Genomic DNA, 13,495 nt, shown 5'->3' with positions numbered 1-13,495 from the left:
TCAAGCTCCTTTTAGAATATCTGTCACCAGCTGAGCGAGACGGTCCAGTCCTTCATGCAGGGGACCGACAACATGCACACGCAGCGCACGACGGCCACGAGCGGCCAGAACGTCGAAATCCCCCCGGGCCTGAGCGGCCTTGACGACACCAAAGCTGTAAGCGTGTCCCGGTATGGGCAGGTCCGCAGCATCATCCGCCGTCACCTGCAGGAAGACACCGCTGTTGGGCCCCCCCTTGTAAGCCTGACCTGTCGAGTGGAGGAACCGTGGACCAAACTGCGCCGCCGTGGCGACATGAAGCCGATCCCTCAACTCTGTTCTCACCGTCTGCTCCCAGGCGATATGGGCTTTGTTCCGCTCAATGTAAGCGAGGAGGCCAATATAGTCGTTCTTGCCCACACGGTCAAAATGAGCTTTCAGAATGGTTTCTGCACTACCGCTGCCCAGCGCCTCACGGTTGCGCTCATCAGCGTAAAAAGCGAGGTTTCCATCCTGGGCGAACGGCGTCTCTTCCGGCAGATGGCCCGTCTCGGCATAGGCTTTGGTCAGCTTGCGGGTCTCAACCTTGCTGAATTCCACATCAGGCTGGTCAAAAGGATTGATTCCCAGCACGGAGCCAGCCACCGCCGTGGCAAATTCAAACACGAAGAACGCCTGCACGATCTGCCCGACATCCTCGAGATGCAGGGTCACGACAGGATGTCCCGCCTCCCGCAGGGCCTTGATCCCCGGGCTGACGGGCTCATGCCCCAGCCGCAGTTCCACGAACATGCGGTCATCACCATAAACCTCCGGCGCCCCCAGCGGCTCGCCATCAATAGGGATGAGCCCCGTGCCGTTCTTGCCAGTGCTTTCAGCCAGAAGCTGCTCCAGCCAGGCACCGAGGGAGGCGATCTTCTCCGAAGCCACGAACGTGACCTTGTCCCGCCGGAAACTGGTGGCCGCCACCCCAAGGGCCAGCCCCAGACTGACACCAGGGTTTGTCACAGGCGGAACGGAAGCATCGCACGCCTCGATCATCAGCTGCGTGCTGTCCAGCAGGGCCCGGACATCGTACCCTGCTGCCGCCGCCGGAGCGAGACCAAAGGCGGACAGAACGGAATACCGCCCGCCGATCTCCGGGTTGCCGTGGAAGATATGGGCAAAGCCACGGTCTCTGGCCAGTGTTTCCAGCGATGAGCCGGGGTCCGTCACGGCGACGAAACGCTCACCGGGCTGACGGCCAAGGGCCTTCTCCGCCTGATCCCAGAAATAGGCGAACAGGATGTTCGGCTCCAGCGTACTGCCGGACTTGCTGGACACGATGAACAGCGTGTTGGCCGGGTCGATGGCCCGGCCGAAGCTGGCAACCTGCTGAGGGTCCGTACTGTCCAGAACATGCAGCTTTGGGCCACCGGGGGCTCGGCCAAAGGTTTCCTCCAGCACTTCCGGTCCGAGGCTGGAACCGCCCATGGCCAGCAGCAGCACATCGCTGTAGCCACGTTCCTTCACCTCACGGCCCAAGGTCTCATAAGACTCAAGAGCCGCACGGCCATTCTTGACCACATCCAGCCAGCCGAGCCATCGGCTTTCCGGCCCACCGGTCCAGACGGACGCATCACGCTCCCAGATGCGCCGCACCTTGCCATCCTGGCTCCAGCTCTTGCCCGCCGCAACCACGGCATTTTCCAACTCACCCGACAATGCCAAGGATACTCGCATAAGACGTTCCCCCAAAACAGCTTCCCGGCGGGCTGCCACCGCACCGAGCAATCCATCAAAAGCGACCTCGAAAGCCGTCACACCTTCTTCCAACAAGGTGGTGGTCACACTGTCCAGATCAAGCCCCAATCGCCCTGCTTCTGCCAGAATCAGGCTGGCGCTCTCTCCACCCTGCGCAAGGCGCTCCTCCGGGATGCCATGATCCCGGAAGGCTTCCAGCGTACGGGGTGGCAATGTATTGACCGTATCAGCGCCAATCAGCTCCTCCACGTACAGCACGTCACGATAGGCCTTGTCCTTCGTGCTCGTACTGGCCCAGAGAAGACGCTGCGTCTGCGCTCCTTTCCCTGCCAGAGCTTTCCAGCGCGGGCTTTCCGTTACCCTGAGATAATGCTGATACGCCATGCGGGCATTGGCAATGGCCACCTGCCCCCGCAGGGCCTTCAACGCCTCGGCTTCCGGGTCACCGGCGGCCAGACGGCGGTCGATGCGGGCATCAATGCGCCCATCAATCCGGCTGACAAAGAAAGACGCCACACTACCAACGTGATTCACCGGCAGACCGGCCTTCACCCTGGCCTCCAGCCCCCGCAGATAGGCGTCCAGCACCTTCTCGTACATGCCCAGCGCAAAAAGGAGCGTGACATTGACGTTGATGCCCTCGGCAGTAGCCTGCTCAATGGCTGGAATGGCCTCTTCCGTCGCCGGAATCTTGATCATCACATTGGGGTGACCAACACGCTGCCAGAGCCTGCGGGCTTCTGCCAGCGTGCCTTCAGCATCATATGCCAGGTAAGGAGAAACCTCGAGACTGACATAGCCATCCCGTCCGCCGGTTTCGTCAAACACGGGCCGCAGAACCTCGCAGGCCTGACGGATATCTTCCACGGCCAGCGCCTCATAAAGCGCACCGGCTGTCAGGCTGCCGCTGGCCAGGAGGGCCTGCACGGCTTCCTCATATTCCGCACCATGGCCAATGGCCTGCTCGAAAATGGCCGGGTTGGAGGTCACCCCTTTCAGGGCGTCCTCCTTCACCATGGCTGCCAGACGGCCATCCTCGATGAAATCCCTCCGGATGAAATCCAGCCAGATGGACTGCCCATGGCTGACCAGACGGGTCAAAGGTGTCTCTGGCGGGGTGTTTTCCATCACTCTCACTCCTTATCCAGTCAGTCTGCCTTCTGTAACAACTGGCGGGCCTGTTCATAAACAGAGTCTACCGTAAAGCCGAACTTCGCCATCAGCTCTGCTGCTGCGCCGGATTCCCCAAAGCTGTTCATGGCAATGACGACACCATCCAGCCCCACATAGCGGTCCCACCCAAAGCCGGAAGCCATCTCTACACCGACACGCCTACGGACAGAAGGTGGCAGGACGGTGTCACGATAGGCCCTGTCCTGGCTCTCGAACAGATCGAAGCTTGGCATGGAGACCACACGGGCCCGCACGCCTTCAGCCTTCAGCCGCTCATAGACACCGACCACGAGCGAAACCTCGGAGCCGGACGCCATCAACAGAATCTCCGGCTCACCCTCACAGTCCGCCAGAATGTAGCCACCACGGGCCACACCCTCGGCCGAGGCATACCGGGTACGGTCCAGCGTTGGCAGGTTCTGCCGTGTCAGGGCAAGAGCCACGGGGCCAGCACGATGCTGCATGGCCACACGCCAGCTTTCCACCACCTCATTGGCATCTGCCGGACGCAGCATGGTCAGCCCCGGCATGGACCGGAACTGAGCGAGCTGCTCGATGGGCTGATGGGTCGGGCCATCCTCCCCCACGCCGATGGAATCATGCGTGAACACATAGATCACCGGCAGGTGCATCAGCGCTGCCAGACGGATGGCGGGCTTCATGTAATCAGAAAAGATCAGGAAGCCCGCACAGAAAGGCCGCAGGCCACTCAGGGCCAAGCCGTTGCAGATGGCGGCCATCGCATGTTCACGCACACCGAAGTGCATGTTGCGGCCATCATAGCCAGCCCCTTCCTGCACCATGTTTGAAGGGGCCTGCACCGACCGGGCGCCCTTGATGAGTGTCTTGGTAGAAGGCGCAAGGTCCGCCGCCCCGCCAACCAGCCAGGGGAACTGGGATGCCACGGCATTGAGCACCTCCCCGGAACTCTGGCGGGAGGCCAGCCCTTTCTCATCCGCCGGATAGACAGGCAGCTCCGTTTCCCAGCCTTCTGGCAGGGTTCCGGCAAAAATGTGCCGCAGCTCGTCCCCTTCCTTCGGATACCGGGCGCAGTACTCGGCAAACCGTGCCTCCCATTCCGCCTGTGCTCTGGCCCCACGCTGCCCGGCCAGTGCCTCGAAATGCTCCTGCACGCCATCCGGCACAGTAAAATGCGGCGCATCTTCGGGCCAGCCATAGGCCTTCTTGGCCCCTGCCAGCTCCTCCATGCCAAGCGGCTCACCATGGGCAGAGGCCGTTCCCGCCTTGCCCGGTGCCCCATAACCGATGATCGTCCTGAGAATGATCAGGGTCGGGCGGGAGGTTTCCTCCCGTCCCTGTTTCAGGGCTTCACAGATGGCAGGCACGTCGTTGCCATCAGCAACTTCCAGCACCTGCCAGCCATAGGATTCAAACCGCATGGCCACATTCTCCGTGAAGGTCACATCCGTGGAGCCCTCAATGGAAATGCGGTTGCTGTCATACACCCATGTCAGGTTGCCCAGCTTCAGATGTCCGGCCAAGGATGCGGCCTCGGCCGCAACCCCCTCCATGATATCCCCATCACCACAGAAAGAGGTAATGTGATAGCCAAAGAGGTCGAACCCCGGGCGGCCGTAATGTGTGGCAAGCCATCGCTCGGCCATGGCCATGCCCACCGCACTGCTGCACCCCTGCCCCAGCGGGCCGGTCGTGATCTCCACCCCGGCTGTCAGCCCGTATTCGGGATGGCCCGGTGTGCGGGATTCAAAACGGCGGAAATTTTTCAGGTCTTCCAGCGTCAGGGCGGGGCGATCGACCACCTGCCCGTTCTCAATATCCTTCACCCCGGCCAGAAACACCGTGGCATAGAGAAGGATGGACGCATGCCCACCCGAGAGGATAAATCGGTCACGCCCCGGCCAAAAGGGATCGGCCGGGTTATAATACATCGTAAACTGCCAGTAAGCATACATGGCCGGGGCCAGAGCCATTGCGGTACCCGGATGGCCGGATTTTGCACGCTCCACACTATCCATCACCAATGTGCGGATCGTGTCTATGCTCATTTTCGACAGCATACTGTTCACTGATCTAACGTCCTCAATTCAAACAATCATCCGATCACCCACAGCAGGCTCATGCCCCTTAACACGGCCCGATGCAGTCCGGATATTTCACAAGTGGCCTTATCCTGCGAAAGAACGCAATGCCCTACCGGCAAATAAGATCAATTTTCCTACCCATCCCTTACAGACAGGCTGGACCTGTCAGACCCGGCGGCAGATTCCGGTCAGCCTGCCCTCTTCCATCAGGCCTGCCGCAACCACATATCCTGCACGCCAGAAAGGCCTTTTCCCCCTTGACCTGACCACCGGCAGGCAGGACATTCAGAGGCCTCTGACACGACCCATTCTTTTACCGCAAAGGCAGCCCATCCATGACGCAGCCCGAAATGTCCTTCACCCCGGAGCAGATCACCGCTCTCTTCATCGATGCGGCCCGCAATGGTGAGAATGATCTGGTCAGGCAGTTTCTTGAGGCCGGCATGCCGGCAGACTGTGCCGACAGCCGGGGCTATACACCCCTCATCGTCGCCACCTACAACGACCAGCTCGACACGGCCAGCCTGCTGCTGGACAACGGGGCCGACCCGAACGGCGTGGACGCCAAGGGGGCCACGGCGCTCTCCGGTGTGGCCTTCAAGGGGTATGAGGCCATTGCCCGCCTGCTGCTGGAGCGTGGCGCCAATATCGACCAGGCCAACCATGCCGGGCGCACGCCGCTCATGTTTGCCATCATGTTCGGACGGCAGGGCATGGCCCGCCTGCTGCTGGAACGTGGCGCCAACCCGGACATCCGGGATACGGAAGGCCTTTCCGCCAGAGACCTTGCCCACCGCCAGGGCCTTGGCAGCCTCTTTGCGGAGGCCACCGCCCCATGAGCCGTTTCTGGAACCGGCAGGTCCACGACCTCCAGCCCTACATCCCCGGTGAACAGCCCCGCATGACCAATCTGGTCAAGCTGAACACCAATGAGTCCCCCTACGGTCCGTCCCCCCGTGCGCTGGAAGCGATGAAGGCCAGCGTAACTGATGACCTGCGCCTCTATCCAGACCCGACAGCCCTGGCCCTGCGCACGGCCATTGCTGAACAGGAAGGAGTTCCGGTCGAGTGCGTCTTCACCGGCAACGGTTCTGACGAGGTCCTGGCCCACGCCTTCCGGGCCCTCTTCCGTGACGATGCGCCGGTCCTGTTCAGCGATGTGACCTATGGCTTCTACCCGATCTACTGCCAGATGTTCGGGCTGGATTACCGCACCATTCCCCTGCGGGATGATTTCACCATCGCACCAGACGATTATGACGGTCCGGCTGGTGGTGTCATAATCGCCAATCCCAATGCCAACACCGGCATCAGCCTGCCCCTGCCAGCCATTGAAGGACTTCTGAAGCGCTTCAATGCCCAGACGGTCATCATCGATGAAGCCTATGTCGATTTCGGCGGGACCAGCGCCGTGGCCCTGACACAGCGTTATCCCAACCTTCTCATCGTCCGTACCTTCTCCAAATCCTCCGGTCTGGCGGGGCTGCGCGTGGGCTATGCCATCGGCTCGGCGGAGCTGGTGGAAGGGCTGACACGGGTAAAAGACAGCTTCAACTCCTATCCGCTGTCCCGCCCGGCACAGGCCGGGGCTGAAGCCTCCATCCGGGACACGGAGTGGCTGGAACAGACCACCACCCGCATCATCGCCACACGGGAGCGCACCGTGGCAGCCCTGAGGGAGCGTGGCATGACGGTCCTGCCCTCCACGGCCAATTTCATTCTGGCCCATCACCCCTCATGCCCAGCTGACACGCTTTTCACCGGCCTGCGGGAGCGGGCCATCATCGTCCGCCATCAGGGCGGCAGCCCCCGCATCAGCGACTGGCTCCGCATCACCATCGGCACGGATGAGGAGATGGACGCCCTGCTGGCCGCACTGGATGACCTGCTGCCCCGCTGACGCATCAGCCCCCTCATCATTTTACAGATTAACAGGACAGACCCATGCCCACATCCTCTTTCACACATGACCAGCTTCTGGACCGTCTGGCCGAAGTTTCCGTCCGTACGGGGCTGAACATCACACCTGGCCAGCAGCTCATCATCACGGCAGGGCTGGAAGCCGTACCCCTCATCCGGCGCATCACGGCCCATGCATACAAGGCCGGAGCGTCACTGGTCACAACCCTGTATCAGGATGATGAGACTACGCTGGCCCGCTTCCAGCACGGTCATGAAGACAGCTTTGACACGGCAGCGGGCTGGCTGGCCAACGGCATGGCGGAAGCCTTTGGCAAAGGAGCCGCCCGCATGGCCATCACGGGGGGGAACCCGACCCTGCTGAAGGACCAGAACCCGGACCACATCTCCCGTGTCAGCCGGGCCAGCTCCACGGCCTATCGTCCGGCCATGGAACGCATCACCAATTTTGACATCAACTGGAACATCATTGCCTGCGCCACACCGGCCTGGGCCGAGCAGGTTTTTCCACATCTGCCAGCAGAGGAAGCCCTCACCGCCCTGTGGAATGGCATCTTCCAGGCTTCCCGCGTGGATGTGGCCGACCCGGTAGCCGCCTGGGCGGACCATAACCGGACCCTCCATGCCCGTGCTGCCATGCTGAATGACCGCCGCTTCGACGCCCTGCACTTCACCGGACCGGGCACAGACCTGACGGTCGGGCTGGCGGATGGCCACCTCTGGGCCGGTGGTGCCGAAGAAGCCAAGAATGGCATTGTCTGCAACCCGAACATCCCGACAGAGGAAGTCTTCACCACCCCACACTGTGCCCGTGTGGAAGGGACCGTCTCCAGCACCAAGCCACTCTTCCATCAGGGATCGCTGATTGACGGAATCCGGGTCCGCTTCGAAAAGGGGCGCATCGTGGAGGCTCATGCCAGCAAAGGCGAAGATGTGCTGAAACGCATTCTGGACAGTGATGAAGGCGCACGCCGCATTGGCGAGGTTGCCCTCGTACCCCACTCCTCCCCCATCTCCCGGAGTGGCATCCTGTACCAGAACACCCTGTTCGATGAGAATGCCGCCTGCCACATCGCTCTTGGGCAGGCTTACACGAAATGCATGACCAACCCTGAAGGGCAGAGTGAAGAAGAGCTGATTGCCCGTGGAGCCAATCATTCCATCATCCATATCGACTGGATGATCGGTTCCGACAGGATCAACATTGACGGCCTGAAGGATGGCCAGCGCACACCCCTCATGCGCTCTGGCGAATGGGTCTGACCCCTCCAAGGAAACAGCAACCGTGACCATTGCTCTTGACCCCGCCCGCCTGCCAAAGCTGGACATCCTCTCCCTCGCCCGGACCGGCCTCATCCTCCGTGCCGAGCGGGAGACACCCGATACGGGTATCCCCAGTTTCCTGACCCGGTCAGGCTGGGTCGAGCTGGTCACCCATCACCGTCGCTCCACAACCGACGGAATTGAAACGGAGGAGCAGACAGCCAACCGCCTGCTCCCCGCACTGGAGCGCATCTGCGCCCGCCTCCTCAGCGAGGCGGCCCGTGGGGCAAAGGCACAGGACAGGCAGGATGCCTCCGTCTTTACCGTGGAAACAGACCTTTTCCCCAGCTCTACGCAGACACGCATTGTCCTGGTTGCAGACAGGACCCATCCCGTTGCCTGCGCCCTGATCGGCACGCCAGAACAGATCACCCAGCTTCTGGCCTCCACCGATACGAAGAGCGGTGAAGCCTGAAACGATTCGGACCTCCTACATCCTATTTCCAAATGTTTTACCCTCGAAATAGGATTAAAACAGTTTTATTTTATCATTAAAAGAATTGATGACCTGCCCCGTTCCCATAAAAAAAATTAGGAACGTTCTATAACCCTTGTTCGACAGGCCCATTTAGCAAAACTATATTGTTGCTTAATTTTTCACTTATATTTAAATAAAATTTTTTACTATGGTAATTGCTGAGAATAATTTCAGTATGTAAAAAAAAATTATAAATTAAATGTAAGTATAACTTCACATTACCTTATCAGAAGCCTATCATATTCTTCTTTTCTGTAAAGAAAAACATCAAAAAACCCCTTGTTTGACACAAAAAAGTCCTATGATTCCGACATATACGACGAAAGTTCTGGTTGTATGGATTGCTAAAAAAACAATCAAAGGTTGCATTTCATAAAAAATCTCTTCCATAATACAACCGTTCCAAGGGGAGTTGAAATTATGCGTATTCTCATCGCTGATAGCGACAGCGGCGCTGTAAGCCATCTGGTAAAGGTACTGGGGAAGTCCTCTTACGCGGTCGACCATGTCAAAACCGCCGATGAAGCCCTCAACATGTTCAAGCACTATGAATATGATCTCTTCATAACCGAGCTGGTACTGAGCGACCTGCCGGGAGAAGAGCTCATCCGTCAGGTCCGGCGCTCCCGGATCTCCACGCCCATCATGGTTCTGTCCGTCCGGACAGACTCCCCGACCAAGGTGGCCGCCTTCTCAGCTGGGGCTGATGACTACGTTACCAAACCCTTCGACATGAGCGAGACCCAGGCGCGCATCCAGGCTCTGACCCGCCGTTCTTACGGCATCGCTGAATCACGCCTGCGCGTTGGCCCGCTGGAACTGGACCTTGAAAGCCGGATGGTCAGCGTCAATGGTCACTTCCTGCACCTCACCAGCAAGGAATATTCCATTCTGGAGCTGCTGCTCCTGCGCAAGGGTGCAGTCCTCACCAAGGACATGTTCCTGAACCATCTCTATGGTGGCATTGACGAACCCGAAATGAAGATCATTGATGTCTTCATCTGCAAGCTGCGGCGCAAGCTTCAGCGCTTCGGTGCCGAACACATGATCACCACTGTCTGGGGTCGGGGTTACATCCTTCAGGATCCGGCCGCGGCGGCTGGTACCTCTGCTTCTTCGCAAGGCTTTACCGAAGGGTCAGCTCCCCTGCGTCAGGCAGGCTGAAATCCAGGCACGGAGCAGCCCTCCCATCTCCCGTGAAGTAAAGAAAAAGGCCCTTGCCCCATGGTGCAGGGGCTTTTTCTTTACTGAAAGGGAAAGGCTTTTCAGGCTCCGGCCAACGTCTGGATATGGGCACTGACCCGGTCCACGACCTCGGCTACCAGAGCCCTGTCCCGGGCCTCCACCATCACGCGGATCAACGGTTCTGTCCCGCTGGCCCGCAGTACAAGACGCCCCTTCCCCTTCAGCCGTTCTTCCGCCCAGCTGACAATCTCCCCAAGGGCCGGATGCTTCATAGGATTATCACCCTTGTAGGCCACATTTTTCAGGGTCTGGGGATAAGGCTCAAAAAGATGACACAGCTCACTGGCTGGCTGGCCGGATTCCACCAGAGCTGCCAGAACCTGAAGCGCCGCCAGCAGGCCATCCCCTGTTGTGGCGTGATCGGACAGCACCATATGGCCGGACTGCTCCCCGCCAAGATTGCCTCCCGTCTGGCGCATGCGCTCCACAACATAACGGTCCCCGACAGCCGTTCGATACAGGCTTAGCCCCTGCGTTGCCAGATAATCCTCCAGCCCGATATTGGACATGACAGTCGCCACGATCTCGGAACCATTCAGCCGCCCCATGCGCTTCCAGAGTGTAGCGATGAGAGCCAGTATCTGGTCCCCGTCCACCAGCTCGCCCCGCTCATTGGTGAACAGGACACGGTCCGCATCCCCATCCAGCGCAATACCGCAATCTGCCCCATGAGCCCGCACAGCTTCACAGAGTGCCTGCGGATGGGTAGAGCCGACACCATCATTGATGTTCAACCCATCCGGTGAGGCCCCTATGGTTATGACCTCTGCCCCCAGTTCCCAAAGGGCTGCAGGTGCCACACGGTAGGCAGAACCATGCGCACAATCGAGCACGATTTTCAGGCCATCCAGCCGCAGTCCCCGCGGGAAGGACGATTTGACACTCTCAATATACCGGCCTGCCGCATCATTCAGGCGGGAGGCCCGCCCTATGGCCGCAGGCGATGCCAGCTGTCCGCTCAGATCGTCCCCCATCAGGGCTTCAATCTCTGCCTCAACAGCATCGGAAAGCTTGAACCCGTCCGGACCGAACAGCTTGATCCCGTTATCCGTGAAAGGATTGTGGGATGCCGAAATCATGACACCCAGATCAGCCCGCAGGGAGCGGGTCAGAAAAGCAACAGCAGGCGTAGGCAGCGGCCCCAGCAGGACGACATCCACACCTGCCGAGAGAAAACCGGACACCAGGGCACACTCGATCATGTAACCGGAAAGACGCGTATCTTTGCCCAGCACAACCGTGTGGCGATGCTGGCGCCCTGTCTGCCGGCAGAAATACAGACCCGCCGCCTGCCCCAGCTTCTGGGCTATCTCCACCGTCATGGGTGCCGTATTGGCCTCGCCACGGATCCCGTCAGTCCCGAAAAACTTCCGCCCGTCTGCCATGACTTCCCCTCCGTCTTCCATACCATATGCGGCTTCTGCCAACAGCTGACAGGGCTTGCCTTCCTGCACCAGATGCTCCCTGCAATGCCAGCCATTCCCCCGATACGCAAGCCTTTCATAAACAGAACGGGCGCATGGCCAGTGCTGCCATGCGCCCGTCATCCCTGTCAGTCAGACCAGAATAGCCTCAGCCCGATCAGGCCGGCTGGGAGACCACATCTCCCCCACTGGCAGCGCCCGACATGGCACCGGAAGATGGCACCGACGGACGACGCCCATTGAAGGAATATTCCTCCTCTTCTTCCTTGCCCAGCGGTTCCCCCCGGATGACCTTTTTCACTTCCTCGCCCGTCAGCGTCTCATATTCCACCAGCGCCGCAGCAAGGGCATGAAGGGCATCAATATGGGTCAGAAGAGTATGCTTGCACTGGCCATATGCCTGATCGATCAGCTTGCGGACTTCCTGGTCGATCTCACGACCTGTCTGGCCGGAAATCTGACTCCTGTCCGTGCAGTCCACCATGCCGATAAGCTCGCTCATGCCGATCTGTGCCACCATGGACCGGGCTGTGCTGGTCGCCTGGCTGATGTCGGAGGCCGCACCGCTGGTCACGGCATCATGACCATAAATGATCTCCTCCGCCACACGCCCGGCCACGGCCACGACGATACGGGCATAGGCCTCCCGACGGGATATGACATCAGGGTCCTTGTCCGGCAGGCTCATCACCATGCCAAGAGTCCGCCCACGAGGCACGATCGTAGCCTTGTGGATGGGGGTTGTCCCCGGGGTCAGCACGGAAGCAATGGCATGGCCAGCCTCGTGATAGGCTGTCATGCGCTTTTCTTCCTCCTCAATGACGGCAGACCGGCGCTCGGCACCCATCCATATCTTGTCCCGGGCCTCCTCAAACTGGGCCATGGAGACGACCTTCCTGTTCTGCCGTGCCGCAAACAGGGCGGCCTCATTGACAAGATTGGCCAGTTCCGCACCCGAAAAACCCGGCGTGCCCCGTGCAATCACCCTTGGGTTGACATCCGCAGACAGGGGCAGCTTCTTCAGATGAACCTGAAGAATCTTTTCACGCCCCAGCATGTCCGGGTTGGGCACGACGACCTGCCGGTCGAACCGGCCCGGACGCAGCAGAGCCTGATCCAGCACATCGGGACGGTTGGTCGCTGCAATGAGGATGACACCCTCGTTACTGTCGAAACCATCCATCTCCACAAGCATCTGGTTCAGTGTCTGCTCACGTTCATCATTGCCACCTCCCAGACCAGCACCACGCTGGCGGCCTACGGCATCGATCTCATCGATGAAGATGATGCAGGGCGCATTCTTCTTCCCCTGTTCGAACATGTCACGGACACGGGATGCACCAACACCGACGAACATCTCGACAAAATCGGATCCGGAAACGCTGAAGAACGGCACATTGGCCTCGCCAGCCACGGCACGGGCCAGCAGGGTCTTCCCTGTACCGGGAGGACCAACCAGCAGAACACCCTTGGGCAGGCGTCCCCCCAGACGGGTGAATTTATGCGGGTCCTTGAGGAAGTCGACAATCTCGACAAGGTCTTCCTTGGCTTCATCCACCCCGGCCACGTCGGCAAAGGTGACACGCCCCTTCTTCTCCACCATCATCTTGGCACGGGACTTGCCGAAGCTCATCGCCCCCCGCCCGGCCCCGCCATTCTGCATCTGGCGAAAGACCATGAAGCCCAGGCCCAGCATCAGGATGATCGGCAGATAAGCCGCAATGTAACGAAGAACGGGATTGTCATCACTCTGGGGCGGGTGGGCAGTCACCTCAACTCCAGCTGCCGTCAGCCGGGACACCATCGAGGGGTCGGACGGAGCATAGGTCTCGAACGACGTACCATTGGTCAGCACGCCGGAAATGTTCTGCTCCCGGATGGTAACGGACCGGACCTCATGACGCTCCACATCATGCACGAAGTCGGAATAAGCGATCTTCTGAACGGCCTGTCGGCTGCCCCCAGGCTGGAATGCCGCCAACATGCCGATGACCGCCAGGACGATGACCACCCAGATCGCAACATTACGGCCAATGTTTTTCATCTCTTCAAAAACCTCACAAATCGGGACGCACAGGCCGGGCCGGCGTCACACTCAGTGCCTTCAAGATAGGTATTTCTGGCAGCGTTCCCACCCCCATCAGGCC

At 59.8% G+C, this 13,495-nt stretch carries 9 protein-coding genes; 5 read left to right on the top strand and 4 right to left on the bottom strand.

Features of this window, described 5'->3' with window-relative positions; translation table 11 throughout:
* Window positions 1–2,850 carry a bifunctional transaldolase/phosoglucose isomerase gene (locus GM608_RS02260; RefSeq protein ID WP_081562947.1) on the bottom strand — a complete coding sequence of 950 codons (2,850 nt, stop codon included), beginning with the start codon at window positions 2,848–2,850 and terminating at the stop codon, window positions 1–3.
* Window positions 2,851–2,870: 20 nt separating this feature from the next.
* Window positions 2,871–4,922: a transketolase gene (tkt, locus tag GM608_RS02255; RefSeq protein ID WP_333644929.1), complete on the bottom strand. Its 2,052-nt coding sequence runs from the start codon at window positions 4,920–4,922 to the stop codon at window positions 2,871–2,873.
* 371 nt (window positions 4,923–5,293) lie between these two features.
* Here tkt and GM608_RS02250 point away from each other — a divergent pair, with 371 nt between their 5' ends.
* The 5 genes from GM608_RS02250 (at window position 5,294) to GM608_RS02230 (ending at window position 9,843) form a co-directional block, all read left to right on the top strand.
* Window positions 5,294–5,797 (top strand): ankyrin repeat domain-containing protein, encoded by a 504-nt coding sequence (locus GM608_RS02250; protein WP_043560832.1) that lies wholly within the window; start codon window positions 5,294–5,296, stop codon window positions 5,795–5,797.
* Window positions 5,794–6,858 carry a histidinol-phosphate transaminase gene (gene hisC / locus GM608_RS02245; protein WP_086431155.1) on the top strand — a complete coding sequence of 355 codons (1,065 nt, stop codon included), beginning with the start codon at window positions 5,794–5,796 and terminating at the stop codon, window positions 6,856–6,858. Before GM608_RS02250 ends, hisC begins: the two co-directional genes overlap by 4 nt.
* Before the next feature lie 44 nt (window positions 6,859–6,902).
* Window positions 6,903–8,141: an aminopeptidase gene (locus tag GM608_RS02240; protein WP_043561572.1), complete on the top strand. Its 1,239-nt coding sequence runs from the start codon at window positions 6,903–6,905 to the stop codon at window positions 8,139–8,141.
* A 22-nt stretch (window positions 8,142–8,163) separates the two neighbouring features.
* Window positions 8,164–8,616, top strand: coding sequence for a hypothetical protein (locus GM608_RS02235; RefSeq protein ID WP_081563440.1), 453 nt, complete (start codon window positions 8,164–8,166; stop codon window positions 8,614–8,616).
* Window positions 8,617–9,099: 483 nt separating this feature from the next.
* The gene (locus GM608_RS02230; RefSeq protein WP_333644928.1) at window positions 9,100–9,843 is read left to right on the top strand and encodes a response regulator transcription factor; all 744 of its coding nucleotides are present in this window, start codon (window positions 9,100–9,102) and stop codon (window positions 9,841–9,843) included.
* Window positions 9,844–9,944: 101 nt separating this feature from the next.
* On the opposite strand, the gene glmM is transcribed toward GM608_RS02230, so the two are convergent.
* Both glmM and ftsH read right to left on the bottom strand, forming a co-directional pair.
* Window positions 9,945–11,309, bottom strand: a complete 1,365-nt coding sequence (glmM, locus tag GM608_RS02225; protein WP_043561575.1) for a phosphoglucosamine mutase — start codon at window positions 11,307–11,309, stop codon at window positions 9,945–9,947.
* A gap of 196 nt (window positions 11,310–11,505) precedes the next feature.
* Complete coding sequence (ftsH, locus tag GM608_RS02220) at window positions 11,506–13,392, bottom strand: ATP-dependent zinc metalloprotease FtsH (protein WP_333644927.1); 1,887 nt, start codon at window positions 13,390–13,392, stop codon at window positions 11,506–11,508.
* Window positions 13,393–13,495: the final 103 nt, after the last annotated feature.

Source organism: Bombella sp. ESL0380 (genome assembly GCF_009725805.1).
Lineage (GTDB): Bacteria > Pseudomonadota > Alphaproteobacteria > Acetobacterales > Acetobacteraceae > Bombella > Bombella apis.
The sequence above is the reverse complement of the archived record's forward strand: the minus strand, read 5'-3'. Positions and strand labels throughout refer to the sequence as shown.

What these genes read in the sequence shown, in the direction of transcription:
- GM608_RS02260 (WP_081562947.1), bottom strand. Translation starts at nt 2,850, where the DNA reads ATGGAAAACACCCCGCCAGAGACACCTTTGACCCGTCTGGTCAGCCAT.
- tkt (WP_333644929.1), bottom strand. Translation starts at nt 4,922, where the DNA reads ATGAGCATAGACACGATCCGCACATTGGTGATGGATAGTGTGGAGCGT.
- GM608_RS02250 (WP_043560832.1), top strand. Translation starts at nt 5,294, where the DNA reads ATGACGCAGCCCGAAATGTCCTTCACCCCGGAGCAGATCACCGCTCTC.
- hisC (WP_086431155.1), top strand. Translation starts at nt 5,794, where the DNA reads ATGAGCCGTTTCTGGAACCGGCAGGTCCACGACCTCCAGCCCTACATC.
- GM608_RS02240 (WP_043561572.1), top strand. Translation starts at nt 6,903, where the DNA reads ATGCCCACATCCTCTTTCACACATGACCAGCTTCTGGACCGTCTGGCC.
- GM608_RS02230 (WP_333644928.1), top strand. Translation starts at nt 9,100, where the DNA reads ATGCGTATTCTCATCGCTGATAGCGACAGCGGCGCTGTAAGCCATCTG.
- glmM (WP_043561575.1), bottom strand. Translation starts at nt 11,309, where the DNA reads ATGGCAGACGGGCGGAAGTTTTTCGGGACTGACGGGATCCGTGGCGAG.
- ftsH (WP_333644927.1), bottom strand. Translation starts at nt 13,392, where the DNA reads ATGAAAAACATTGGCCGTAATGTTGCGATCTGGGTGGTCATCGTCCTG.